The sequence below is a fragment of the Arthrobacter sp. SLBN-100 genome, assembly GCF_006715305.1.
GTDB lineage: Bacteria > Actinomycetota > Actinomycetes > Actinomycetales > Micrococcaceae > Arthrobacter.
Genome location: NZ_VFMY01000001.1, coordinates 4,056,636 through 4,079,392 on the forward strand (window position 1 = coordinate 4,056,636; position 22,757 = coordinate 4,079,392).

Below are 22,757 nucleotides of genomic sequence, written 5' to 3' on the forward strand. Positions count from 1 at the left end.
CCCCTTGATGGTTTCGAAAAATTGATGCCCCATGCCGGGGGCTTTTGAGCTCGAGACTTAGCCGGAGATGGAATTCGCAAGTCGGTTATGGGCTCCTGGACAGCGCCCAGGGGTCTAATGGCCTTGAATGCAGCGGTGTGCTTGCTCCGTCAGGTCCGGGCCGACCACTAGAGGCCGGTCGTGCTCACGCCATACTCGGCCTGTTCCGGGGTGAAGCCCTCATAGAGCAGTTGCTCGACCAAGCCGGAACGTGAGAAGGAAGTGAATTCAAGGTAGCTCTTGGCTTTCTTGGCTGCCTGCTCGTTCCAGTCGACGCTGACGCGGTCCGACGCCCACGTAGCGTCATCTGTTGAAAACTTCTCGAACTCCAGTTGATGGATCAGGCTAGTGCGGGAGAAGGCCGTGAAATCGAGGTAACTCGCAGCTTTGCGCAGAGCGTTCTGCTGGCTGATCGTCCCCTTCTTGGCAGCAGCCTCAGCCTCAGCCTCCGCAGCAGCTTTAGCTGCTGCGGCGTCCGCCTCAGCCTTGGCCTTGGCAGCCGTCTCAGCTTCTGCTTTTGCCTTAGCCGCCGCATCGGCCTCAGCCTTAGCAGCTGCGTCAGCTTCCGCTTTTGCTTTAGCTGCAGCATCAGCTTCGGCTTTGGCTTTTGCAGAGGCTTCAGCTTCAGCAGCAACGACGGCCGGATCTTTGGTTGGTGTTGGTGTGGCAGATGCGGTCTGAGCTGCAGTGGCGACCTTGGGAGTGGAGGCAGCGGGAGCAGACGAAGGGGTAGAGCCCGCCCGGGCCGAGTTGACGACGACGCTCAGGAGAATGACGACGCCGGTGACAATCAGGGCGGTCTTCCTGTGCCTGTCGTAGCCTTCCAGCGGAAGACCCTGCTTATCCCTCATTTTGTTCGTGAGAATCAGGATGAGGTCAACTAGGGCCCAGATACCGAAGCCACCAAGGGTGACCAGTTTCAGGATGCCGGTCCCCACTTTGCCCAGGTAAAAGCGGTCCACGCCGAAGACTCCGACGAGCAGTGAGAGCAGCCAGGCCGTTAGGAACGATTTGTTGCTTATCGGCGGCTGGCCATAGCCGTAGTTTGGGGGATAGGGGGCGGTGTAGGGTTGCTGGCTCATGAGAGTCCTTCCATAGGACACCTGACCGAGGTGCGATGCCAAGCGTGCGGGGTGCGGTGATGGACGCGTTTGGAGGAAATCCAGCGTGGAGCGCGGACTTCAGGTTCGGTACACCGACCCAGTCGACAGACACCAGCATCTTCGCTTTCCCCAATAGCGTGATAGAAGCAATTATGTTCTGGGAAAATGTCAGAAATCCGGTTCCTTGGACAAAACTGCGAGAATCTTGATCGCGCCTCAGAACCGCCCGAGGCTCGCCACAAATAGGCAGAACCTAATTGGATGCTTCAACCACCGCGTCCAGTTCAATCGTGGGAAAGCTTCTCGAGGAGATTTCCTTTGACCGGGCAAAGGACGAGGCTTAACCGTGTTAGTCGTCGTCGAGCGTGGCAGCAAGCAGGCGATCAAAACTGGCGGTTCCATAATCGGGTGGGCTGGCGCTGATAATGACCCGAGTCGTCCAGACTCTGTCAGCTACTCGGGATATGGCGGCTACGCGTTCCTGACGCGGCCCGTCCGTCACTACTCGCAGGCTTAGTCCTGATATGCCGTTGACCGGTAACGGCATATCATCACCAGACTCCCTCAAGGCGACCAAGTTCTTCACAGATATTCTGGAATCCTCATTGCCGGTGAGCTCAACAACGCAATCATTCACATCTGCCAGCAGATCATTTGCAAATTGCTGTTGGGGTGAGAGTTTCGCCGCGGTCCTGGTCATCAATATGAATAAGCCGATGAATGCAAGAACCAGGAGCGCGATTAAAAGACCGCCGAGGTTCGCAAGTATGACGAAGGCTATGAGGCTAACCCACAAGCGCTTTCCGCCGAAAGCAGCGAAGACATTGACGGGTTTCGGGTTGCCTCGAACGTCCCACTGCCCGGAGGTGAAAGTTCGGATAACCAAGCTCTCCGATGACGGTTGCATGGGGGTCACTTTCCCTTCAGCTCAAGGAGCGCTTCGGCCAGGACAATAGCTCTCCTGGCTTCATTGAGATCTTCCCGAAGGCCTGGATCTGATGAGGGCGGAGCCGCGTACTGAGCTGTTCCAGACAGGTCGGCTGCAACTCTGTTGAGGTTCTCATGATCGCGCGAGAGCATCCGCGACGAATGGAGTTTGAGTTTGTTTCTGTCTAGATCGACAAGAGATTTATCGATCTCATCGAAGCTACTCGCAACCATAAATTGTTTTTCTCTGATACATTGCGTGCGAAGCTGGAACATCGATTCCATTCGGAGGGCGACCTCATGCAGCTCTCGCAAAGAGTCTGCCTTTTTCGGCGGCAGATTCTGTTTGCTGACCAGCTTCTCTACCCTGGTCCGCCGTTCTTCCCAGAGTTTCAGTCCAAGCTCGTTTTGCTTGAACAGCATGCCCGCAATTTGGAGAGTCCTGCCGAGCGAATCCTGACGAGCGCGGAGGTTCCGCGAGGCGGTGTCCAATTGTTCGATGAACTGCCTGTAATTGTCGGTCAGCTCTGTCTCTTGCTTGTTACGTTTCACAATGCGGGATTGTCCTTTCCGTACATCCGGAGTCCGGTGTCCATGGTGCGGATAGCCGAGGTTGGATCGGAGCCGGCGGAGGCCTGTCGACGTTCTTTGGAGAGATCTGTGCCACGGGTAAACGCAAGATGCCACTGGCCGGCTGAGTCTTTGTCCAAACCCTTCACAACAAATGCACCCAGACAGGTGCTCTCCGCAAAGCGGCTGTGGATGCAACTTTCGATTGATGTTAAACGTTATTTCGAACTAGCATAAATGCCCTTGATCTGTAGAAATGCAAGAGTTTCGCAGGAAAGAGGCAAGATTTACGCTTTCCGCTTTGTTCGCTGGAAGCCCTGTCCTCGTCCCCAGGGTCGCCAAGCTTGCCCCGGTGGCGGCTTATTGCGCGTCACCGTGTCCTTCCATTGGGGGACACCTCCTGCTTCCGCTGTTGCCACAGTGCCTCGGTGGCAGGATGATCGAAAGTGTTCGGCTCTTGCCGGCCAGACGGGCCGGAAGCACGACGACGTGTGACAGCGTGATGAGTGAGGCGGCGGTGAGCGGGCCATGACAGAACGCAGCGGGCAGCAGCGGCGGCTGAAAGTATCCGATGTCAACGTCGTCAACCACCGCACGCTGCGGAAAGCGCTGGGCGGGACCATCGTCGGCAACACGATGGAGTGGTACGACGTCGGTGTGTTCGGCTACCTCATCACCACCATGGGGCCGGTGTTCCTGCCGGAAGCGGACAAGGCAGTGCAGAACCTGTTCCTGCTGGGGACGTTCGCCGCCACGTTCATCGCCCGGCCGTTGGGCGGCATCTTCTTTGGCTGGCTGGGCGACAAAATCGGCCGCCAGAAGGTCCTGGCGATGACGCTCATGCTCATGGCCGCCGCAACCTTCGTTGTCGGCCTGCTTCCGGGGTACGAGGTCCTGGGCCTCTGGGCGGCGGTGCTGCTGGTGGCCACCAAGCTGGTGCAGGGGTTTTCCACCGGGGGCGAGTACTCGGGGGCCACCACCTTTGTGTGTGAACATGCGCCGGACCGGCGCCGCGGCTTCTACGTCAGCTTCCTGGACATGGGCAGCTACCTGGGTTTCGCGGCGGGCGGGGCGGTGGTGTCCGCCCTTCAGCTGACCCTGGGCCAGGAGCAGATGGGGGAGTGGGGTTGGCGCATCCCGTTCCTGGTGGCGGGTCCGCTGGGCATCGTCGCCGTCTACTTCCGGATGAAGATCGAGGAGTCCTCCGCCTTCAAAGCCACGCTGGAAGCCGAAGCCGTGGCGGCGAAGCGTCCCGGGACCGGAGAAGAGCTCCGCCCCGTGGGCCCGGTGGGCATTGTGAAGGCCCACTGGCGGCCTCTGGTACTGGCCATGATCCTGGCGGCGGCTGCAAACACGGTGGCCTACGCCCTCACGTCCTACATGCCCACGTACCTGACCAGCAACAAGGGGTACGACGAGGTCCAGGGGGCGCTGCTGACCCTCCCGGTCCTGGTGGCCATGGCGCTGTGCATCCCCTTCACCGGGCTTCTCTCGGACCGGATCGGCCGCCGCCGCGTGCTGTGGATCGGGGCCTTCAGCACCGTGGTGTTCGCGGTTCCCGCGTTTCTGGCAATAGCGGTGGGCAGCGTTCCGGCAACGCTCCTGGGCCTGGCCCTCATCGCCTTCCCGGTGGCCTTTTCGGTGCCCAACCTCGCCTCGGCGCTGCCGGCGCTGTTTCCCACCGAGCACCGCTATTCCGCCATGGGCATCGCCTACAACCTGGCGGTGGCCATTTTCGGCGGAACGGCTCCGTTCATCATCGCGGCCCTGATCGAGCTGACCGGCAATGACATGATGCCTGCGTACTACCTCATGGCCGTGGCGGCGGTTGCCGCCGTGGCCATCCGGTTCCTGCCGGAATCAGCAGGGCGCCACCTGCCCGGTTCCATGCCCAGCGTGGAGTCGGAGGAAGCCGCCCGGAAGCTGGTGGAGACGCAGGACACCAACCCGTTGCTGGTCCTGGACTCGCTGCCGTTCGAGAGCAGCTTTGAGATTGCACGGGCGTCACACAAGGGGCGGCCCGGGAAGCCGACGGTGATGTAACGCAGGGAGTACGACGTCGGCACTTGCGTGAGTGCCGCAGGTACCTACGTGCGCGGGAGCCAAGGTAGCGCGGAACTTTCTCCGCGTAGTCCGTGTACGACTGCGGAAACAGCTCGGAAAGCGTGGCCTCTTCGTCGAGGACAGACCGATGCTCCACCAGCAGCCCGGCCGGCAGCAGCGCGAGAACCCAGGTTGAACCGGCCAGGGTTCCGGCGCCGAGTTGGATGAGCCACCAGCCCACGTACATCGGATGGCGGGTGATGGCATAGGGTCCGGTGGCCACCAGTTCCTCAGGCCGCTCCAACTCGAAGGGGCCCGCTGAGCGCCGTCGACGTTCCGCCAGAGCCCAGACATTCAGGCCGACGCCTGCCAACACCAGTCCGGCCCCCGCCATCCTGTGAACGGAACGGGGGCCGGGAAGTGGCATGGGGTGGAGCCTGACAAGGACCAGATCGAGGGCCATTCCCACCACGACGGGTGCCGGCAGCGGAAGATTTTCGTATGCCGCCTTCACGCGTCCCGTCAGGGTGCCCGCGGAACCGAGCTCGGCTGCCATGGTCTCAGGCTAACGCTCATCCCTCGCTGTCGGTACCGTTGTCCCGCACCACTTGTCTATCCGATGGTTTCGATTGGCGATGAAGTCCAGTGTGGCTTCACGGTACGTCACGTACTCCTTGGTTATGGCCGGTGTGCCGGGACGCCTGAAGTTGCGGGAATCGGCAATTGACAATTCCCGCGGCGGCGATGAATGGCCACTTTTCCAGAGGGCACCGACAATGTCGTCAAGCATAGAGAAGTCGATGCTGGGGACGTTTTAGCGACTGGGCAACCGTGACGAGGATCAGATCGAACATGTGGGAGTCCACCGCCGCAGTGATTGCCTTCACCGGGTGCGTCCGGTCAGCGCTGGGGGAGACGAAGCGTAGCCTGTCCCGGCGGAGAGCCTCCTGCTTCCGGTGGCGCACGAGGTAGGTCACGTGGGGCTCTGTGCCGATTTTCCAGGGCTAGGGGTTTCGCTAAGGCGACGAGGGAAGGCGGGCGCTCAGGAAGAACCCCCGGTTCTTTGGCCCCCATTCGATGCTCCCCCCGGCGACTTCCACTCTCTCCTTGAGCCCCAAGAGCCCATAGCCTGAAGTACCGTCAAGACGGTCCTCGGGCCTGCCGCCACCGTCGTCGGAAATGCTGAGGGTCAGCGTAAGGGGTTCCCACCGTAGATCGATGAGCGCATTGGTTCCTGATCCGGAGTGCTTGGAGATGTTCGTCAGCGACTCCTGCACCACGCGGTACGCAGCGTGGCCTACGCTGGGGTCAAGCTTTCCAGCCTCCCCGGATGTCTTCACGTCCACCTTCACTCCTGCTGAACGAACAGGCTCGATCAGCCCATGAATGTCGCTCAGCGTCGGCAGCGGGCTTTGCTGTCCTTCGTCCGCCGTCCCACCAGGCGGCTTCAGCAGTCCCAGGAGGCGGGCAAGTTCCTGCGTCGCCTCCGTTCCAACGGATTCGATGACTTCCAGGGCCTGGGCGGCACGTTTGGGATCGGTGTCCATAACCCTGCGGCCGCCGGCGGCGTGCAGCATCATTACCGTGACGGCGTGGGAGACGATATCGTGCAGTTCGGCGGCGATGTGCGCGCGTTCCTGCGCGATTGCGGCTTCAGCCCTGCGCCGCTCTTCCTCCAAAGAGTTGATGCGGAGACGGTTTCGCGCCACAAAACGGCCGAAGGCCCACGCCCCTCCCAGCCACACGGCCCCGGTACCGATGAACCACAAATCCTCATCAAAGGGCCTGCCGCGTGAAGTGATCAGGACAGGAAAGGCGACTGCGGTAATGAGGGCCGTCAGGGACTGCCGAAGCGACCGATCGGATGCCACTGCGGCCAGCGCCACCAGGACAGTCGTTATTGGCATGTAAGGGACGCGGTAAACGGCCGAGAAGTCGAAGTAGTTCGGAGTGACGAAGACTACGAAGATCGCCTGATGCAGCAAGAGCCCGGAGAAAACCATCACCGGGGCGCGGTGCCTCCAAAAGAGTGGGACGAATCCGCTCGCCACGTAAACAAGAGCCGCCACGGCCAAGGCTCCAGAGAGCGAGCCGGACGTAGCCGGAAAAAAACTGGCGAGCTCGACGGCAAATGCCAGCAGCACGACGGCGAAATCTGCCCTGGTGAAGCCGGGTGACCGGTTCACCCCCGCCCGACCGGAGTGCGCCACCTTAGACATCGACGATTTTTGGACCACTGTCCACCTCACAACGGGTTCTTACTGAAGGCTATGCCTCTGTCCTCAGTGTGCGCCCGGGCAGGACTTTCTTCATCCACCCTCCGTATGAGCGATGGCATACACCCGCGGGTGGACCATTGCGGTAATCGGGAAGGGCGCCTCAGGTTGGAATGCTCACCTGCGCCCGTCCGGTTTGACGAGGCCCAACCGGTACGCCGCCGCCACAGCCTGCGCCCGGTCTGCCACGCCAAGTTTCATCAGGATGCGGTGCACGTGCGTTTTCACTGTGGCCTCGCTCAGGAATAGCTTCGCGGCGACCTCAGCGTTATTCATTCCGCGGGCAATCGCCGCGAGCACCTCCCGTTCACGGCGCGTCAGCTCATCCAACTCCGCCGGGGTGGGAAGAAAAGGCTCCGGTCCGTTGGAAAATTCCTCGAGGAGTTTACGGGTGACGTTCGGGTCAAGCCAGCCGGCTCCCTCGGCCAGGGCACGGATGGCGGATGCCAGGATGCGTGGCGCCGAGTTCTTGAGGATGAAGCCGGAGGCGCCGGCACGCAGGGCGGCATGGACAGCCTCATCTTCATTGAAGGTGGTCAGGATGAGGACGGGTATCGCTTCCCTGCGGCCGCCATTGAACTCTTCGGAGGTGAGGATGCGGGTGGCCGCGACGCCGTCCATGACCGGCATGCGAATATCCATCACCACGACGTCGGGCTGTAGCCCCGCGACCACTTCAACACCGGCGCGGCCATCACCGGCCTCCCCGACGACCACCATGTCGGCCTCTGACTCCAGCAGCAGCGCCAGTCCTGCCCTGATCAGGGCTTCGTCATCGACAAGGACCACACGGAGGCGGCCGTCGGCTTCACCGGCCGACACGGGCGCATCGCCTGCCGCCACGGGCGCACCCGCTTCCTGTGCCATCCATGAGTGGACACTATCCATCCTCGCGCTGAAAAGCCACGGCCAACATGAACCCGTGGATGCGGGCGTTCGGTAGGCCGTGGGATGTAGCTGATGACCGCCCGGCATGCCCTGCCGATGTATATCGGAATGGCTACCGGGGGTCGATGCGCCGCCCACCTGCCGCAACCGACACTGATCACTATCAACTCCATGAAGAAGCAGGTCATGGAGTTGAAAGACCCAGGAGGCCCCGATGGGCTGGATTTCCAGACAACCAGCAGCACGGCTGACCACAATCGTCCTCAGCCTCGGCCTCATTGCGACTGCGCCCTACGGGAGCGCATCGGAAAGCACAGTACCTCCAGCATCAAATGGATGGCAGGACGTCTCGAGTCAGCAGGATCATCCGGCCACGCCGCTGAAAGGCTCTCCCGAACTCTGGAAGTTTCGTCGCCTCACCCAAAGATGAGCCGGCAAAGATCCGCCCACCCCGCATCCTGGACTCCGTCCGACCGGCGTGGACGTCCGCACCAAACAACTCGCCACTGTGGCACCACCATCAAAGGAAAGGAATCATCATGAAAACCCGTCCAGACCGAGCAAACGAAATTCAATCCGAGGGCCATAGGAGCACGGGACAGCCGGCGCCGGGGGGAGCCGTCACCGTCATGGACAGGGTCGGAGCCTTGAGCGGCACCGCCTATTTCATCTTGGCAAACACCGCTATCGCCATAGGCTCAGACCCCAACTTGCCTGACGTGCCGACGGGCCAGGAGAGCCTGGATTCTTTCGTACGTATGGCCGTAAACCCGGCCGCCCAGGCCGCGATCAGCATGAAACTGCTGGCCTTCGCAGCCTGGATGACTTTCGTGGGTTACGTTTGTTGGCGCCTGCGTGATGCGGGTTGGGTTGCCGCGGTGGGCATGGCCGGTGCAGTTGTCCAGATTGCTGTGAAACTCGGTTCCGCCGGCCCTCTTATTTCAGGATATTCCCTGCGTGACCAGATTTCGCCGGAGCAGGCCGCGTTAGTCAACCAGATAGGCAAGGTCGATTTCATGGTCGGCCTGCTGCCAGCCGGACTGTTCGTGCTCTGCGTCGCGCTGGCAGCCCTCAAAACGAAGGAGTTGGGCCGGGCACTGGCATGGTCCGGCATCGTCATCGGGGCGGGCAACATCGTCACTGCGGTAGTAATTGGCGCCAATATCCCGGAGTCCGGCTTCGCGCCGTCCTACCTACTGATCCTGGTGTGGGAATTGGTGATCAGCCTGCGCTGGGGCTTCGCCCGCAACCACTCAAGGTCTCGGGCGGCTGTCAGCCCGGCAAACCCCGTCGTCAGCTAGGGCTAGGGACATGTCAAAGGGAGCCAAGAGCGGGCTGCCGTGGCTTCCTGCCGCATGTTTCGTCATTCTTCTGCCTTGCTGCATGGTCGTGTGCCTGGATCTTTACCCAGGCACCACCTGCATCTATGCCGCATCCTCCGCGGTGGTTCTTCTCGCTGCGGGAGTCGTTCTGGCATTAAAACCATTACCAGCCGGAGCGCTGCCGGCCGCCATGCCGGAGGGACACCAGGACCAGTTGAAATATGCAGTCCGCTCCGGCGTCCTGCCGCTGGCCAGCCTGTTTAGTGACTGGCGCGATGACCTCGCTCAACAGGGGAGGACGTACTCGCTGGCCCTCCGGGTGCTCCCGACCGGGACAGCGTTGGTCATCGTCATCGATGGCTACGGTATTCTTCGTGACCCCGCAGGGGACCTCTTTTTCCTCTGCTGCGCCGTGGCCACCGCAACATTGGGGGTTGCGGTGTTTGCATTCTCAACGGCCCGGCTGAAAAACGTTGACGCCTTGGAGGAAAAGTTGCGTGAACAGATCCGCCTACTGGATAGCCATCCCTGACTGTGTATTTCACCGGGCCATGTGGTCCGGACGGGCTCCGGGACCATACGGAAGTTTGGCACCTGGCCAGCGGGCCGCCGTCGTAAGTCATGACGGCGGCCCGTCGGCTTTGTTGCTGAGGATTGCCTTGGGTGCGAATTATTGCGGACACTGCCTGGCCGCGGAGGGCGAGATCGTAAATAAGTTGCTGAACTTCCCGCTCTTGGCCGCTAGTTCCGGGGGGCGGGACTTGGGAAGCCGTGAGTCGTTTGCCTGGAGGAGCAGGAATGGGCCGACGGGCCGCGGGCGATGCTGCGGATATCGGTTCTTTCACCCCAGGTGGTCTAGCTGGGCTTATAGGCTGCGCTGCCTTTGCTTCATCACAGCTATCGCCCTCCGATGCCCCCTACCCGAACTTGTAATGAGCGTGAGGTGACGCGCGGACACTCCGTCGTGAAGTGAGGACGCAGTCTTGGATGGAAGCCGCTCACCTGGCCGAGCCTTCTATCGGGAGCCCTGCCGCCTTCCATTCGGGGAAGCCTTCCTCGAGCCTTGCGGCGACGCGCCCTTCATTCGTGAGCAGCCGCACGGCCTCATCGGCATACAGGCAATATGGTCCGCGGCAGTAGGCAACGATTTCGCTCGCCTGGGGAACCTCGCGCAGTCGGGACTTGACCTCCGGCAAGGGCACGGAAATCGCATTTGGGATATGTCCGGCCTCGTATTCGGGCAGCGGCCGCACGTCCAGCACTACGACGTCGCCCTGCCGAAGCCGCAGAAGCAGTTCGTCGCGCGTGATCATGCTCAGCTCGGCACGATCGCCGACGTAGGCACGCACCAGCTCGCCCAGCTCCCCGGGGTGGGCTTCGGCTGTTTCGCGAAGTGCCCTCCATAGCCGCTCCACTGCCGGGCTGGCCAGGGAATAGTAGATCCGCGTCCCCGAACGCCGGGACGAGGCGAGGCCGGCCCGCAGCAAGCGCTGCAGGTGCTGGGATGTGTTGGCGGTACTCTGGTGGATCTCTCCGGCGAGCTCCTCGACCGACCGCTCGCCCTGGCCAAGGACATCGATCAGCTGTGCCCGCCGGCCGTTCCCCAAGGCCTTGGCAGCTTCTACGAGGGCGTCGTAAAGCGCATCCTTAGCCTGCTGGTCGCCCACTCGCCCCTCCTATTCAAGAGATCTCTTGACAAGCCTACCGTCATGGGTTTCTTATTCAAGTATCTACTTGAATAAGAAAGGAAGTGGTGGTCGTGCCCACCATGCAAACTCCCCAACGGCAACAGTCCAACCTCCGGACAGGAGCAGCTCTCATGGCGCTGGCCGGCCTGGCTTTCGTCGGGTATGCCGTGATCTTCCTGGTCATGAACTTCACGGACGCCTTCCTCGAACTGGGCATCGGGCCCGATCAAGTGGACAAGGGCAAGGCGGAGATCGAGGCGTTCAGCCCGCAGCTGTATCACTACATCAGCCATCTTCACATCGCGGTCAGCGGCTTCATTGCTGCGACCGGGCTGGCTGTTGCAGGCCTTTCCTGGTATGGGGTGCGCCGCGGAGAACGGTGGGCTTTCGTTACTGCCGTTATTGTCCCGGTCGTCGCACTCGCGGTGGCTCTTCCCGCGCACTACCCGTGGGGTCTGGCCACGCTGGGGCACCTCGGCCTGATCTACCTCGCCGTCCTCATTTTCCTGGTAGGGGTTGTGGCAGCCTACAGCGGACTCCGAAGCCACGCGGTGACAGACCACTGACACTCACGCGCCTGGCTGATCCCGTAATCCAGCCAGGCGTTCTGTCATGCACCGGGCGAATCAGGCCATCGTCCAAGTTCTGTGGAAAAGCCTTCTACAGAATGTCGTCTCAGTCTTAAGTGGCCGAACGCTCCCTGGACCTGCAGGAGTAGCAGGAGAAGTCCTGAGAGCCGGCAGGAAGATTGGGGCCATTAAAAACTTTGCTGTTCAAACCGCCTGCGACCACAGTGAGGTTGCCAAGGCGGTGGATGCGTTTGTCACGCTCCGTCTATCGGACAACATCGTCACGGACACCCCCAGTTCCTGCGCCTGATTGATTTTGTTCCGGTTCATCCCGGGATGCGGGAGTAGCGACCGTCGAGGCTACTTATCAGGACACCCCCGCTTTCGCCGCCTGCTTGGCGTTCATCCACTCGCTCATCCAGGGAGCCCGGACGCTGGAGGTGATCCGGCAGTCGGCCACGAAGGTTCCCTTGGCGCCGCCATCGATCCAGTCCGTGAGCGCCGAAAGGTCCGCCAGCGACCGGATGATCGCCGACTCGGCGCCGAGCGCCCGGGCAATCCCGCTGAAGTCCACCTCGGGAATCAGCATCGGCTTTTCGGTCAGGCCCTGAGAGCCGTACTGATGGATTTCGGCTCCATAGGCGGCATCGTTGTAGATCACCACGATGGCGCTCTTCGCCGCACCGATGAGTGATTCGAGGTCGGCCAGACCCATCAGGAAACCGCCGTCGCCGGATGCCAGCACCAGAGTCCGGCCGTCCTCCACCGCAAGGGCCGCCCCTACGGCGCTGGCGAGGCCCAGCCCAATGGCTTGGAACGGGGTCCCCACCATCACCAGGTCCTGCGGCCGCGGGATGTTCCAGTACATGGGTGCCCAACCCATGAAGTGCCCTCCATCTTGGACCACCGTGCGGCGCTCCGGCAGCACGGCATCCAGCGCCATGGCGAGGGCGCGCGGGTCCAGCCGGCCGTCCGAGGTGTCGTCGGAGCCTGGGTGGTGGGCCGGTCCTTCGGCCAGCCGCTTGCGGGCTTCCGCGCGCCAGGCATCCGCCGCCGCCTCACCCTTCAGCAGCTGGAGCAGACGCCCCGCGGCGGCCTTGACCTACACCAGCAGCGTCCCGTGCACGGTTAAGACCGGCGTGCTCGCGGATCCGTACACGGGCGCCACCATTCACTTTGTCCGCGGCACCACCACGAGCAGCGCCGTGCAGATCGACCATGTGGTGGCGCTCAGCGACGCGTGGCAGAAGGGCGCGCAGCAGCTGACCGCGGACGTGCGGACGGCGTTCGCGAACGATCCGCTGAACCTCCAGGCGACCGACGGTCCCACCAACATGCAAAAGGGCGACGGCGACGCGGCCACCTGGCTGCCACCCAGCAAGGGCGTCCGCTGTGAGTACGTCGCGCGGCAGGTTTCCGTGAAGGCGAAGTACAGCCTTTGGTTGACGCAGGCTGAGCACGACGCGATCGCAAACATCCTCGCAGGCTGCCCCGGCCAGCGGGGCCCCGGCCTCCGTTCAGGCGGCGGCCCCCGCTCCCGTCTACTACGCTAACTGTGCAGAAGTGGTGGCCGCCGGAGCTGCGCCGTTGTATGCCGGTACCCACGGCTATCGCTCCCGGGTGGACGGTGACGGTGACGGGGTGGCCTGCGAGGGATAATTGCCGGGCTCGGGCGCCATTGACAGCCCCAAAGGCCGGCGGGACGCTCGACTCATGCCCCGCGGGAGAACGTCACGTTTCCTGAACATCCAGCCTTTTGGCATCGAGAAGGCGGCGGCCGCTGCCGGCGATGACCCTGAAGTGCTGGGGGTGGAGAACCTGGACACGGACATTGCCCCGCCGCCTTCCGCAGTGGCCGTGACCCGCGAGGCTGTCGGCCGCCGGGATGCGAACAGCTGGCTGCCCTTCACCGGACTCGGGCAGTTGCGTGAAGCGGTTGCGGACCAGCTCAGCGCGCAAACAGGCCGCGCTTATGACCCCGCAACGGAGGTGGCCATCACGGGCGGCGCGCTCGCCGGCCTTCTCAGCACCCTTCTGGCCACGGTGGATCACGGCGACGAAGTGGTAGTCACCGATCCGACGTACGCGGGGTTCATCAACCGGATCAGGCTCGCCAACGCGGCGCCCGTCTTCCTGCCGCTCATGGTGGTCGACGGCCACTGGCGGCTGGACCTGGAAGGATGGCTCCGGCCGTCACAAAAAAGACGCCTGCCCTGCTTCTGATGAGTTCGTCCATGCCGTCCGGGCATGTGTTCAGCGATGCCGAATGGAACGCCGTCGCGGAAGCCTGTTCGGCGGCCGATTGCTGGTTGTTGTACGACGCGGCCATGGACAGGATTCTCTTCGACAGCCTGCAGTCCCGCCACCCGCCGTCGTTGGAGCAGTTGGCGGAGCGAACCATCACGCTCGGCGGAGTATCCAAGAACTTCCGGATGATCGGGTGGCGCGTCGTTGGGCGGTGGGACCGGCAGAAGTGATGCGGGATGTGGCGCTTGCGGCAACGTACAACACCACGGTGGCCAGCGGCTTCGGACAACTTGGCGCCGCCGCCGCGCTGTTGGCTTCCAAGGACGGCGGCCAGGGCGACGGCGTGGCCACTGCGGTGGCGGACTGGCAGGCACGGCGGGACTTGATTCTGCGGGAACTGGAGGGGCTCCCGGTGGTCAAGCCCGACGGCGGGTGGTCGCTCCTGGTAAACGCGAGCGCCCTCGGATTGAAAGCGCCCGAACTTGCGCAACGGCTGTTCCAGCACGCACGGATTGCCGCGACCCCGATGACGCAGTGGGGACAGCAGGTGGCACCGGACTACGTCCGCTTGGTCTTCGCCACTGAGCGGCTGGAGCGCCTGAGCGGAATCGGGGACCGCTTCGGCGCGGCGCTGCGGTGAGCCCAGCGGCATGATCACCAGGTAACAGTTCCCGCGGCCCCGTGCACCGTGGCGCTCTGCAGCGCGGGCAAACTGTCGGGCCGGGGCCTGCTCCGGATCCTCAACCCGCAGATAGTTCAAGATCATCCCCCTGGCTGCCCCTGATCCCGGCCAAATGGCACCGCTAAGTGCCGCAGTTCCAGGACCCTGATGGTGGTCATGTTGTGCGGAAGCCCCGCAGGACCGCCTCCAGCTCGCGCGGCTTGGCAATCCCGCGCAGCAGCCTGCGGGCTGCGGCGAGCATCAGGTATCCCATGGAAGGGGCGGGCAGGGTGAACTTGATGAGCACACCACCACCATTACCGCCACCGACGTGTAGGCCGGACGTTCGCGGAGACCCTGACGTTCCAGGTCGCTGGGTTGCGGCTAACGCTGTCCAACTAAAGGCGGGCAGGGGAGCCCTGGAACGAGGTCTGTGCCAGGGCTTTCGGTGGACGTACGACGGCGGCGCTTGGGATGGGTGCACGGGCGCAGTCATCCCGCGCTGCTGGAAAGAGGGTTCCGTGATTCGACCGAAGAGCGTCGCGGTAACGTCACCGTAACGGAGCCTGTCGTGTACTGGCCACAGGGGCTGCATACGAGTAGCGGCATACTCCGTGAGCCGCTGAAAAACCTCGTATGTCGCTGAGCGGGAGGGGAAACGCTATGCCTCAGCAGCACGGGCACGAGCACGGCGGACACGGCCATGGCGGGAACGGCACGATAGGTGTCCACGGCATGTTGCTGTTTGGACAGGACACCCTTTACCTGTCACACCTGCCGATGTTCCAGAGACCGCACAATTTTCAGGTGATCCTCGAGGTGGGGTTCGATGACGCCGCGGACGAGGTCCTTCGGGCAGACCGCCATTCCAACGCTGACGGCCTGTACACATTCGAGCCCGCCAAGTTCCACATCACCGAGCTCGACCCTAGGAGAGCGGGCCCGGAACGTTCCTCTGTTGAAGGGGTCATTCACCAGGGTCATTTCGAGCGCGGAGGCCAGGCTCTTGCCCGCGCGGTGGCCGCGGTCCGCAATGTCGTCTATTTCCAGGAGTTGGACCCGACGGCCGAACACGCGTCGGACCAGGAGTTGACGTATCTTTGCTTTGGACGCGCTGGACAACTGCACCTCGCCCATCGGATAACGGCCAGTCCGGACTTCGACCAGGTCCTCGTTGCGCGGCTGGTCCCTGGCACAGCGACGGACCAGGCTGGACGGCCCATTGGCGAGGACGTGAGCGGGCAATTCAACCAGGCAGTGCCGGTGGCATTCCGGGATCACGCCGACACCCCGCAGTCCCGGCTGGCTCCCAAAGAGACTGCCGAGGCAAATTTCTTCCAGACCGTCGGGCCGAAGGGGTTCCACGGCTTCCGTGTCCAGGTGGAGATCGAGCGGGAGCTGTACTTCGAATCAGGTGAGCTTGGGTCCGCCTGAGCAGGAACGTTACGGAGGCAGAGGTGAACCAGGACAGCCCGTTCGAAGGACTCTGGAGCTACAGGAGTTTCAGGAACGACCCGGACCTGTCTACGGAGTTCAATGCCCTGAGGTTTGGGGCGGGCACCCTGAACCTGATGACCCCGGAAGTCGGCCACGTGGCGGGCAGCCTCGGGGGTGAAGGCTGGCGTCTGGATCTGACCGGAGGGTACGACTACGGCAACCCGTTTGCCCTGCGGTTCCAAGGCTTAGGCGAAATCGGCGGTGAACTGTGGGTCTATGACTACGTGGGATACCTGGTGCCTCTGTGGCCCCACGGCGTGGACCAAATACCTGCCATTACGGGGTCTGTCATCCGGACTGCCCCACACTCGAAAGGCCAGGCGACGGCTGGCTACGTGGCGTCATTCATCGCCGTCAGACAGTCCTAAAACACGAGGAGGTCACAGCCATGCTTGTCCGTAAGAACGTCCGTTCCCTGTCCACCTCGGAACGGCAGGCCTTCGTCAATGCGCTGCTCGAGTAAAGGCCAGAGATGAATATGACAAGTTCGTGCACTGGCACCACCATGTCATGCAACCGGCGGTCCTGCCGTTGGAACCGCCTGACGCCAACTACCGCAACGGTGCACACGGTGGCCCCGCCTTTCTGCCGTGGCATCGGGAATTCCTGTACCAGCTTGAAACAGCGCTGCGCGCCATCGATTCCTCGGTGTCTGTTCCTTTCTGGGACTGGACGGAAGACAGCACCGACCCCGCCGCGTCCCCGGTCTGGAATGAGGACTTCATCGGCGGCAACGGGCTGGAGGACGATGAATGGCGCGTGGCGACGGGGCCCTTTGCCTTTGTCAACGGCCATTGGCCGGTCCCGGACTACATGGAGGAAGGCCTCCCCGGCCCGGGCCTGAAACGAAGCTTCGGGCAGTTCATTGGCGCTGTGCCGACGCCAGCAGATCTGCAGCTGGCCCTGCGCGAAGCGTTCACGACACCCCGCCTTACAACCCCAGCCCCTTCACCATCGGATTCCGGAACCGGCTGGAGAGCTTCATTACCCAGCGTGGCGACAGCAGGGTCTCCACCACGGGCTCCCAGCTGCACAACCGGGTCCACGTCTGGGTAGGGGGAAACATGCTGCTGATGACCTCACCCGACGACCCGGTGTTCTTCCTGCACCATTGCTTTATCGACAAGGTCTGGGCCGACTGGCAGGAAATACAGAAGATCAACAATCCGGACGCCGCGCCGCACTACGCCCCGCTGCGGGACGGACCCACCGGCCACAACGCCGATGACGACATCCGCCCGGTGCCCACACCATCCGGCAGGTCCTGGACATCGCCGCGCTGGACTACACCTACGAACAGCCGCCCAGCAGCCGACCTCTGGCCGACATGACCAGGAGCGTCCATCCGGGCCGGAGCCCCTTCTGGGTGGATTGATCTGGACCCCGACCTTCCGGCGGTAACCTTCCCCTGCCCGACAATAACGCCGCAGTAACGGGCTGATTGGAGATTAACGACTGGGGGTTCTTTTGCCTCAGGAGGGAACGGAAGCCTCAGCAGAAGTTGACTGATCAAGAACCTCAACTCTTCATCGCAATCACCGTGCATCTACAGAAAATGGAGGAAAACTGATGGCCACTCTTGAACCTCAGACGCAACATGCAATTCGCGAGATCGTCAGGATCTTAGGTCAATTCACCCAAGACCAGCAGTCAGAGAGCAACGGTCAAGTCGGCTCAGCCGCAGGCTGCCGCATCATGCCGCTGCCCCAGCGACTGTGGGGAAAGGGGGCCGAAGTCGCAGCCCGGATAAATCCCGTCAATGCCCCGTTGCAGGAACCTCAGGGCAGTTACCCATCGATCGACGAACCGATGCGGCTCACCCTGACAACGTCAAAGTACTGGGGACCGCGGCCAAAAAAGCTATCTGTAAGCTTCATGGAGACCACGCCAGCGGAATTGCGTGCGCGCATCATCAGCCATTTGAATGCCTGGTCGCAGTCGGCGGGCATCTCGTTCCACGGGACCTCAGGAACGGGCGATGTCCGTATCTCCCGGGGGCCCGGGGGCTACTACTCCTATCTCGGGACGGACATCAAGCTGATTCCAACCAACCGTCAGACAATGAACCTCCAAGGGTTCACCATGAACACATCAGAATCCGAGTACCGGCGCGTTATCCGTCACGAAGCGGGTCACACGCTCGGGTTCCCCCATGAGCACATGCGCAAGGCACTGGTTGACCGGATCGATCCGGCCAAGGCCTACGCCTATTTCCTCAGGACCCAGGGCTGGGACAAGACAACTGTTGATCAGCAGGTTCTAACCCCGCTTGGAGGCAACTCAATCATCGGTACCGAGCCGGACCAGGACTCCATCATGTGCTACCAGCTTCCCGGCGAGATCACTTACGACGGTCAGCCGATCCGCGGCGGGCTGGACATCAATGCGACAGACTATTTGTTCGCCGGCACGATTTATCCCAAAGTCCTGCATGCGTCAGCGGAGAGCATGGAAGACTCGTCAAGCGGCAGCATCGAGGGTGGCGCAAATGACTGGGATCCCGTGGAGGACGTGAAGGACATTTCATATGAGTAAGCCGTGATGGACGCCGGTACCTTTGCACGCGAGGGGTCCGCGAGTGAACCGGCTGATTGACATCCAGCCCGGCCTGCAGGATCTCCCCGCGGAGCTGGTGATCGGCGTCGGCGACGTCCTCAAGTTCTCCGCCACGGGCGCTCACCTGAGGGCCGGAACATCCCTCGAACTTGTTGGGATACTGCAGGACTGTGTCGTGGGCACTGACGGGCGGGTTATCAGCCCGATGGGTGCGCCCGGTACGGTTCTGTGGCGTGCCGTTGCGTCCGGGCCGGCGGTGCTGGATGTCGTGACAGGCGACCCCTGGCAAGGACCCGTCACGTGGAGCATAAACGTGCGGGTGGAGTAGGCGGCGGCCGCGACCGGAGGTGCGGGACCTCGGCTTCCGCGCTCGCGTGCCTTATTCCTCCGCGCGCCGGTGCCGGTGATGCAGCTCGTACCTGCCGAACACATGAGGAGGTTTCCCCGAGTGGCCGAATTTACCGCGGAGGACGTCCGCAAGCTCGTCCAGGGCGCGTGCAGCATGCGGCTGGCGAACTGGAGTTCCCGCCTTTCGCTCCGCTGCGCCTGGGATGCCAGCTGCTGGACGTAGTCCACCGTGGCCGGGAGGGAATCGCGCTGCTCCACTTCCCGGAAGTAATAAGTTTCGTGGAGCGCCACTAGGTCCATGCTGACCGTGGCAACGTTGCTGGCAAGTGACTCCAGCAGCCCCGCCGCATGCCGGGGATCCATGGCGGCCAGGCCCTCGGGTCCCTTCGCCTCGCGGAACAGGTTCAGCTGGTGGGCAAGAGCCCGGCGGCGATTCAGGCCGGGGTAGGTCTGCAGGATCCAGGACACCGTGGCGGTGAGCAGCCCGAAGCCGGTGACGGCCTGCAGGGCGGCGACCCGCCGGACAGGAACTCTGGGTCACCGGCGGCGGCGGGCGCGGTCTCCTGGCACTTGGCTGCCTGGATGGTGTCGTCGTGCCAGACGATCACCTTGCCGTCCTCTGTCAGGTGGGTGTCCAGTTGCAGGGTGGTCACGTCCAGCGCCAGTGAGTTCGTGAACGCGGCCAGGGACTCCTCGGTCCATTCGCCGCGGCCGCCGCGGTGGCTCTGCAGGTCGAACGAGCCGTTGCGTTCGTTCATTTTGAGCTCGGAGGTGGCGGCTCCGGCAGTGTTCGACGACGGAGTGCCGGCCTCGTCACTGGGGGCGGCGACGGCGGGGCTCGCCATGGTGGCGATCAGGGCGGCGGCTGCCGCGGCGGTCAGGACGGCGGCGGCTACAGCAGAAGGGAAGAAATGCCCTAGTTTGGCTCCGGGCTTTCAGTGCTGTTGGGGTGTGAACCCGCCCGCCCTACACCACTAAGGCTCCGTTCAACGGGAACGGAGCCTTAGTCAGCCAGCTGCCTGGATCAGGAATCCTGGTCTACGGCGACCACGATCTTGCCGCGGGTATGCCCTTCCATGTTGGACCGGAAGGCATCAGCGGCTTTGTCCAGCGGGAAGACCTCGGCAACTTCCACGCGGATTTTCCGGCTGTCCACCAGGGCGACGAGTTCCTGCAGGTTGGCTCCCACCGGATTCACCCACATCCAGTCGCCGCCGTGCTCTTCCACTTCACTGTCGGCGATCGAGGCATGCCGGCCTCCTTCGGCCAGCACGGCCAGCGTCGCCTCGAGGTTTCCGCCCACGAAATCGGCAACGACGTCCACACCGTTAGGACGCAGCTCGCGAATGCGCTCTGCGAGCCCGTCTCCGTAGGCAACCGGCTCGGCTCCCAGGGAGCGGAGGAACTGATGATTCTTCTCCGAGGCAGTGGCAATGACACTCGCGCCCATGACCAAAGCGATCTGGATGCCAAGGGAGCCGACGCCTCCGGAACCCCCGTGGATCAGGACAGTTTCGCCGGACTTCAAGCCCAGCCGGTTGAGAACCTGGTAGGCGGTCAGGCCGGCAAGCGGCAGGCCTGCCGATTCGTTCCACCCGAGCGAGGCAGGCTTCCGGGCCAGGAGCCGCTCCGGCAGCGCGATGTACTCGGCAAAGCTTCCACCGTGGACGTAGTCCTTGCGGCCGTAGGCAATGACCTCGTCGCCGGACTGGAACTGCCGGGCGTCGATTCCCACCGACTCCACAACCCCTGCTACGTCCCAGCCGGGGATGGCGGGAAACTGCAGATCCATGACGGCATCCAGGTACCCTGCCATGATCTTCCAGTCCACCGGGTTCACCGCCGCTGCCTTCACTTTGACCAGGACCATTCCCGGCCCGACTTTCGGCATTGGCTGATCGCCAAAGTCGAGGACATCAGGGTTTCCGTATGAGCTGTAAGTGATTGCCTTCATGCCTTCCACAATGGCACAGTCGTGCTTCGCTATTCCGAACCCCGGCGCAAAGTGCTCTATCGCAAGGCCAGGTTAGGCCAGGCAGCGAATGCAGCCGTGCTCCAACCCGGGCTGTCTTACGGAGCTTGGCAGGCCTGCAGGAACTCGCCTCGTCGCATCACCTCCTGCTGGTCGCTTCCCCCCGCTAACGCGTCCTGCTGCAGACTGGCAGGCTAAAACGCTGTCGGCCCACGCGTCGCCAGCCGCCTGATTATGCGTCCAAGTTCCAACGAAGAGGCCCGACGTCAGCAATGCCAGTAGGAACACCAGATAACGACCCGTCGTGGGGACAGGGTAGGCAAGGACGCTAACTCGACTCTTCGTCAGTTCATCTGGACTGGCCGGGCTCATAATGACCTCTACGGGTATCTGGGCTAAGAGAGGTCTCCGCGTGCATTAACTAACAATGCTCCGACGATGGTGTTCCCCACTAACGCGGTAGTCTCCTCAGGAAGTTTGAGGCGTCGACCTTCCCTAAGCGCTGCTTCATGGACCCTTTGCATTTCTTCGTCGCTGAGGCGGATGGCGGACTGTGGCGCTTCTGTCTCAGGCGGCTGGTCACCGGAAGCGAATATGCGGCGGAAATAGGAACCAAGGACTGATTTAGCCTCGTCTTTAAAGGTCTCGGCCATGAGGTCTGCCAAGAAGTGCACCACTTCTCCGCAGATTGCCAACGCCGCAGGAGCTAACAGAGCCAGCTCAAGGCCGAAGCCCATCGAATCGTCTCGCTACGCGGGTTTAGTACGGCTCCTGGATCGGCAAAGAATTCATCGGCAACCTCGTCAAAGACCATTAGCTCGTCCGGCGAGGTGCTTTCAAGGGCCAACCGCGCAAGCTCCGTCGTGAACTCCCGCTGTGCACCGGAGTCCAGTCGCAGTTCCGGATTTTGCATCAGGAGTTCCCTCCGCAATTTCTGGGCGTCATTTAGGCCCAACTTCTCTTGGATCGATCGCTGCCCTTCATCAGCCTGCCGCCTCACAATTACTTGTGCGTTACTGCCTGTCCATCCGCGGGATACACGGAGCACCCCTACCCATATGTATCCGCCGCATCGTGTCTTAAGGGGAAGCAGGATCGTCTGGCATGCCTATCTCCTCTGTGTCCGTTTGAGGAAGCTACCCCGCCACCGCCGCCGTCGCCGCCCACTTGGCGAGGCTGGGAAGCTTCCTGTTCTGCCGCGTGAGCAGGCACGGCAAGGACGACCGGTTCGATGAGCTCAAGCCTTCGTTCTTCCGTTTCCTGAACACGTGGACGCTGCAGGGGCTCTGGGTGGTCCTCACCGCGGCCGCCGCCTGGATTGCGGTTACGTCCACCACCCGGGTGGGGCTGGACTGGTGGGCGCTTTGCGGCTTTGTGGTGTGGGCTGCCGGCTTCGGCATCGAGATTGTGGCGGACAGCCAGAAGGGCCGTTTCAACGCGAACCCGGCGAACAAGGGGAAATTCATTTCTACTGGCCTGTGGGCAGGTAGCCGTCCCGGCGACGCAATGGCGGTTTCGGAGCGAAAAGGATTCCGGACTTGAGCCGCTTAGTCCACAGCAACTCGTGAAGCGAACGGAGTTTCGGACTGTCCCGATCCGCGTCGGGCCTGGTCTTCGCCGGCCTGTCGGTCTTGTAGTCAAACGAGATATCGAAGACCGGCAACGATTCGGCATCTCGGGACCGTTCATCGGCACGGTATCGTCCATCGGACCGTCCATGGCTTTCCCTCAAACTATCGTGCAGCTAGTGAAGCGATGCTATTTGCTCACGGCACTGAAGGATTGGTTCTTGAGGCAACCTGCGCGAATTCTTTGTCACACCCCGCCTACGACTTCCAAAAGCCGAATGCCGCCGTCGTAAAAAGTCCTAGTTGCCGCCGGTATGGCCGTCCTGTGGGAAGAACAAACTCCGTGGATACCGAATTGCGAAGGGCCTCGCGTCCTGACTGCTTCTGTACCGTCACTTGGCAATAACGCGGGAGTAACAGCTCCTCTCGTACAGTAGCCGCACTGTCCCCGGAGCGACGGGGTCCTCACGTGGAGAGTTGGCC

General features: G+C 62.4%; 31 protein-coding genes and 2 pseudogenes. 18 read left to right on the top strand and 15 right to left on the bottom strand.

All coding sequences use genetic code 11. The annotated features are described in order from the left end of the window. Positions 1–167: 167 nt before the first annotated feature. The 3 genes from FBY31_RS18730 to FBY31_RS18740 all read right to left on the bottom strand — a co-directional run bounded on the left by FBY31_RS18730 (position 168) and on the right by FBY31_RS18740 (position 2,621). A complete protein-coding gene (locus tag FBY31_RS18730) occupies positions 168–1,163 on the bottom strand; it encodes an Ltp family lipoprotein (RefSeq protein WP_235013122.1) in 996 nt (331 codons plus the stop codon). A 328-nt stretch (positions 1,164–1,491) separates the two neighbouring features. After that, positions 1,492–2,049 carry a hypothetical protein gene (locus FBY31_RS18735; RefSeq protein ID WP_142044057.1) on the bottom strand — a complete coding sequence of 186 codons (558 nt, stop codon included), beginning with the start codon at positions 2,047–2,049 and terminating at the stop codon, positions 1,492–1,494. Between the two features lie 5 nt (positions 2,050–2,054). Then, positions 2,055–2,621: a hypothetical protein gene (locus FBY31_RS18740; RefSeq protein WP_142044059.1), complete on the bottom strand. Its 567-nt coding sequence runs from the start codon at positions 2,619–2,621 to the stop codon at positions 2,055–2,057. A 546-nt stretch (positions 2,622–3,167) separates the two neighbouring features. Between FBY31_RS18740 and FBY31_RS18745 the strand changes: the two genes are divergently transcribed. After that, positions 3,168–4,682, top strand: a complete 1,515-nt coding sequence (locus FBY31_RS18745) for an MFS transporter (RefSeq protein ID WP_142044061.1) — start codon at positions 3,168–3,170, stop codon at positions 4,680–4,682. Between the two features lie 112 nt (positions 4,683–4,794). On the opposite strand, the pseudogene FBY31_RS23685 reads toward FBY31_RS18745, so the two are convergent. From FBY31_RS23685 to FBY31_RS18765, 5 genes and pseudogenes are all read right to left on the bottom strand, one after another. Continuing rightward, a pseudogene (locus FBY31_RS23685) lies at positions 4,795–5,238 on the bottom strand (methyltransferase family protein); the annotation flags it as partial. A gap of 9 nt (positions 5,239–5,247) precedes the next feature. Further along, on the bottom strand, positions 5,248–5,472 hold the full coding sequence (locus tag FBY31_RS23840; RefSeq protein WP_442858195.1) for a hypothetical protein: 225 nt from the start codon (positions 5,470–5,472) through the stop codon (positions 5,248–5,250). After that, positions 5,465–5,659 carry a hypothetical protein gene (locus FBY31_RS18755; protein WP_142044063.1) on the bottom strand — a complete coding sequence of 65 codons (195 nt, stop codon included), beginning with the start codon at positions 5,657–5,659 and terminating at the stop codon, positions 5,465–5,467. The genes FBY31_RS23840 and FBY31_RS18755 overlap by 8 nt, the downstream gene beginning before the upstream one ends. 39 nt (positions 5,660–5,698) lie before the next feature. Then, positions 5,699–6,901 (bottom strand): sensor histidine kinase, encoded by a 1,203-nt coding sequence (locus tag FBY31_RS18760; protein ID WP_142044065.1) that lies wholly within the window; start codon positions 6,899–6,901, stop codon positions 5,699–5,701. 174 nt (positions 6,902–7,075) lie between these two features. Beyond that, complete coding sequence (locus FBY31_RS18765) at positions 7,076–7,825, bottom strand: response regulator transcription factor (RefSeq protein WP_142044067.1); 750 nt, start codon at positions 7,823–7,825, stop codon at positions 7,076–7,078. 668 nt (positions 7,826–8,493) lie between these two features. Between FBY31_RS18765 and FBY31_RS18770 the strand changes: the two genes are divergently transcribed. Together FBY31_RS18770 and FBY31_RS18775 are read left to right on the top strand one after the other, a co-directional pair. After that, the gene (locus FBY31_RS18770; RefSeq protein WP_142044069.1) at positions 8,494–9,147 is read left to right on the top strand and encodes a hypothetical protein; all 654 of its coding nucleotides are present in this window, start codon (positions 8,494–8,496) and stop codon (positions 9,145–9,147) included. 10 nt (positions 9,148–9,157) lie between these two features. After that, positions 9,158–9,700, top strand: a complete 543-nt coding sequence (locus FBY31_RS18775; protein WP_142044071.1) for a hypothetical protein — start codon at positions 9,158–9,160, stop codon at positions 9,698–9,700. A gap of 466 nt (positions 9,701–10,166) precedes the next feature. Here the strand turns inward: FBY31_RS18775 and FBY31_RS18780 are convergent, their stop codons facing one another. Further along, positions 10,167–10,835, bottom strand: a complete 669-nt coding sequence (locus FBY31_RS18780; protein WP_142044073.1) for an ArsR/SmtB family transcription factor — start codon at positions 10,833–10,835, stop codon at positions 10,167–10,169. A gap of 101 nt (positions 10,836–10,936) precedes the next feature. Between FBY31_RS18780 and FBY31_RS18785 the strand changes: the two genes are divergently transcribed. Continuing rightward, a complete protein-coding gene (locus FBY31_RS18785) occupies positions 10,937–11,422 on the top strand; it encodes a hypothetical protein (RefSeq protein WP_142045552.1) in 486 nt (161 codons plus the stop codon). A 370-nt stretch (positions 11,423–11,792) separates the two neighbouring features. Here the strand turns inward: FBY31_RS18785 and FBY31_RS18790 are convergent, their stop codons facing one another. After that, entirely contained in the window at positions 11,793–12,308 is a 516-nt protein-coding gene (locus FBY31_RS18790; RefSeq protein ID WP_235013123.1) for a thiamine pyrophosphate-dependent enzyme, read from the bottom strand. Positions 12,309–12,311: 3 nt separating this feature from the next. On the opposite strand from FBY31_RS18790, the gene FBY31_RS23845 reads away from it, so the two are divergent. From FBY31_RS23845 to FBY31_RS23100, 6 genes are read left to right on the top strand one after another with little or no spacing between them, the layout of a single operon-like run. Beyond that, on the top strand, positions 12,312–12,557 hold the full coding sequence (locus tag FBY31_RS23845) for a hypothetical protein (RefSeq protein ID WP_235013124.1): 246 nt from the start codon (positions 12,312–12,314) through the stop codon (positions 12,555–12,557). Further along, entirely contained in the window at positions 12,523–12,978 is a 456-nt protein-coding gene (locus tag FBY31_RS18795) for an HNH endonuclease family protein (protein ID WP_235013125.1), read from the top strand. The genes FBY31_RS23845 and FBY31_RS18795 overlap by 35 nt, the downstream gene beginning before the upstream one ends. A 13-nt stretch (positions 12,979–12,991) precedes the next feature. Beyond that, the gene (locus FBY31_RS18800) at positions 12,992–13,084 is read left to right on the top strand and encodes an excalibur calcium-binding domain-containing protein (protein WP_235013222.1); all 93 of its coding nucleotides are present in this window, start codon (positions 12,992–12,994) and stop codon (positions 13,082–13,084) included. 54 nt (positions 13,085–13,138) lie between these two features. After that, a complete protein-coding gene (locus FBY31_RS23090; protein WP_200833402.1) occupies positions 13,139–13,648 on the top strand; it encodes an aminotransferase class I/II-fold pyridoxal phosphate-dependent enzyme in 510 nt (169 codons plus the stop codon). Continuing rightward, positions 13,648–13,902 (top strand): aminotransferase class I/II-fold pyridoxal phosphate-dependent enzyme, encoded by a 255-nt coding sequence (locus tag FBY31_RS23565; protein ID WP_200833403.1) that lies wholly within the window; start codon positions 13,648–13,650, stop codon positions 13,900–13,902. Before FBY31_RS23090 ends, FBY31_RS23565 begins: the two co-directional genes overlap by 1 nt. Continuing rightward, positions 13,884–14,312: an aminotransferase class I/II-fold pyridoxal phosphate-dependent enzyme gene (locus tag FBY31_RS23100; protein WP_200833404.1), complete on the top strand. Its 429-nt coding sequence runs from the start codon at positions 13,884–13,886 to the stop codon at positions 14,310–14,312. Before FBY31_RS23565 ends, FBY31_RS23100 begins: the two co-directional genes overlap by 19 nt. Before the next feature lie 196 nt (positions 14,313–14,508). On the opposite strand, the gene FBY31_RS23570 is transcribed toward FBY31_RS23100, so the two are convergent. Then, a complete protein-coding gene (locus FBY31_RS23570) occupies positions 14,509–14,640 on the bottom strand; it encodes a hypothetical protein (protein ID WP_268815651.1) in 132 nt (43 codons plus the stop codon). Between the two features lie 356 nt (positions 14,641–14,996). Between FBY31_RS23570 and FBY31_RS18815 the strand changes: the two genes are divergently transcribed. The 7 genes and pseudogenes from FBY31_RS18815 to FBY31_RS22875 all read left to right on the top strand — a co-directional run bounded on the left by FBY31_RS18815 (position 14,997) and on the right by FBY31_RS22875 (position 19,028). Continuing rightward, a complete protein-coding gene (locus FBY31_RS18815) occupies positions 14,997–15,767 on the top strand; it encodes a hypothetical protein (RefSeq protein ID WP_142044077.1) in 771 nt (256 codons plus the stop codon). Between the two features lie 23 nt (positions 15,768–15,790). Next, complete coding sequence (locus FBY31_RS18820) at positions 15,791–16,198, top strand: hypothetical protein (RefSeq protein ID WP_142044079.1); 408 nt, start codon at positions 15,791–15,793, stop codon at positions 16,196–16,198. Positions 16,199–16,313: 115 nt separating this feature from the next. After that, positions 16,314–16,886, top strand: a pseudogene (locus tag FBY31_RS23850) (tyrosinase family protein); the annotation flags it as partial. Further along, on the top strand, positions 16,784–17,161 hold the full coding sequence (locus FBY31_RS23450; RefSeq protein ID WP_442858219.1) for a tyrosinase family protein: 378 nt from the start codon (positions 16,784–16,786) through the stop codon (positions 17,159–17,161). The pseudogene FBY31_RS23850 and the gene FBY31_RS23450, both read left to right, overlap by 103 nt. 238 nt (positions 17,162–17,399) lie before the next feature. Further along, positions 17,400–18,365 carry a M12 family metallopeptidase gene (locus FBY31_RS18830; protein WP_142044081.1) on the top strand — a complete coding sequence of 322 codons (966 nt, stop codon included), beginning with the start codon at positions 17,400–17,402 and terminating at the stop codon, positions 18,363–18,365. A 43-nt stretch (positions 18,366–18,408) separates the two neighbouring features. Beyond that, positions 18,409–18,714, top strand: a complete 306-nt coding sequence (locus tag FBY31_RS18835) for a hypothetical protein (RefSeq protein ID WP_142044083.1) — start codon at positions 18,409–18,411, stop codon at positions 18,712–18,714. Positions 18,715–18,881: 167 nt separating this feature from the next. Then, entirely contained in the window at positions 18,882–19,028 is a 147-nt protein-coding gene (locus FBY31_RS22875; RefSeq protein ID WP_160142485.1) for a hypothetical protein, read from the top strand. Positions 19,029–19,168: 140 nt separating this feature from the next. Here FBY31_RS22875 and FBY31_RS18845 read toward each other — a convergent pair whose 3' ends face one another. From FBY31_RS18845 to FBY31_RS18855, 3 genes are all read right to left on the bottom strand, one after another. Further along, positions 19,169–19,579: a glycerophosphodiester phosphodiesterase family protein gene (locus tag FBY31_RS18845; RefSeq protein WP_235013127.1), complete on the bottom strand. Its 411-nt coding sequence runs from the start codon at positions 19,577–19,579 to the stop codon at positions 19,169–19,171. A gap of 179 nt (positions 19,580–19,758) precedes the next feature. Further along, positions 19,759–20,688, bottom strand: a complete 930-nt coding sequence (locus FBY31_RS18850; RefSeq protein ID WP_200833406.1) for an NADP-dependent oxidoreductase — start codon at positions 20,686–20,688, stop codon at positions 19,759–19,761. Positions 20,689–21,412: 724 nt separating this feature from the next. Further along, positions 21,413–21,619, bottom strand: coding sequence for a hypothetical protein (locus FBY31_RS18855; protein WP_142044087.1), 207 nt, complete (start codon positions 21,617–21,619; stop codon positions 21,413–21,415). A gap of 287 nt (positions 21,620–21,906) precedes the next feature. On the opposite strand from FBY31_RS18855, the gene FBY31_RS18860 reads away from it, so the two are divergent. Further along, entirely contained in the window at positions 21,907–22,248 is a 342-nt protein-coding gene (locus tag FBY31_RS18860; RefSeq protein WP_235013128.1) for a DUF1295 domain-containing protein, read from the top strand. Here FBY31_RS18860 and FBY31_RS23855 read toward each other — a convergent pair. Then, complete coding sequence (locus tag FBY31_RS23855) at positions 22,175–22,438, bottom strand: DUF6994 family protein (protein ID WP_442858196.1); 264 nt, start codon at positions 22,436–22,438, stop codon at positions 22,175–22,177. The genes FBY31_RS18860 and FBY31_RS23855 overlap by 74 nt on opposite strands. Positions 22,439–22,757 lie beyond the last annotated feature (319 nt).

Coding starts and splice junctions, on each gene's coding strand:
- FBY31_RS18735 (WP_142044057.1), bottom strand. CDS start 2,049: ATGCAACCGTCATCGGAGAGCTTGGTTATCCGAACTTTCACCTCCGGG.
- FBY31_RS18745 (WP_142044061.1), top strand. CDS start 3,168: ATGACAGAACGCAGCGGGCAGCAGCGGCGGCTGAAAGTATCCGATGTC.
- FBY31_RS23840 (WP_442858195.1), bottom strand. CDS start 5,472: ATGCTTGACGACATTGTCGGTGCCCTCTGGAAAAGTGGCCATTCATCG.
- FBY31_RS18760 (WP_142044065.1), bottom strand. CDS start 6,901: ATGTCTAAGGTGGCGCACTCCGGTCGGGCGGGGGTGAACCGGTCACCC.
- FBY31_RS18765 (WP_142044067.1), bottom strand. CDS start 7,825: ATGGCACAGGAAGCGGGTGCGCCCGTGGCGGCAGGCGATGCGCCCGTG.
- FBY31_RS18775 (WP_142044071.1), top strand. CDS start 9,158: ATGTCAAAGGGAGCCAAGAGCGGGCTGCCGTGGCTTCCTGCCGCATGT.
- FBY31_RS18785 (WP_142045552.1), top strand. CDS start 10,937: ATGCAAACTCCCCAACGGCAACAGTCCAACCTCCGGACAGGAGCAGCT.
- FBY31_RS18790 (WP_235013123.1), bottom strand. CDS start 12,308: ATGGGTTGGGCACCCATGTACTGGAACATCCCGCGGCCGCAGGACCTG.
- FBY31_RS23090 (WP_200833402.1), top strand. CDS start 13,139: ATGCCCCGCGGGAGAACGTCACGTTTCCTGAACATCCAGCCTTTTGGC.
- FBY31_RS23565 (WP_200833403.1), top strand. CDS start 13,648: ATGAGTTCGTCCATGCCGTCCGGGCATGTGTTCAGCGATGCCGAATGG.
- FBY31_RS18815 (WP_142044077.1), top strand. CDS start 14,997: ATGCCTCAGCAGCACGGGCACGAGCACGGCGGACACGGCCATGGCGGG.
- FBY31_RS18830 (WP_142044081.1), top strand. CDS start 17,400: ATGGCCACTCTTGAACCTCAGACGCAACATGCAATTCGCGAGATCGTC.
- FBY31_RS18845 (WP_235013127.1), bottom strand. CDS start 19,579: ATGGCGAGCCCCGCCGTCGCCGCCCCCAGTGACGAGGCCGGCACTCCG.
- FBY31_RS18850 (WP_200833406.1), bottom strand. CDS start 20,688: ATGAAGGCAATCACTTACAGCTCATACGGAAACCCTGATGTCCTCGAC.
- FBY31_RS18855 (WP_142044087.1), bottom strand. CDS start 21,619: ATGCAAAATCCGGAACTGCGACTGGACTCCGGTGCACAGCGGGAGTTC.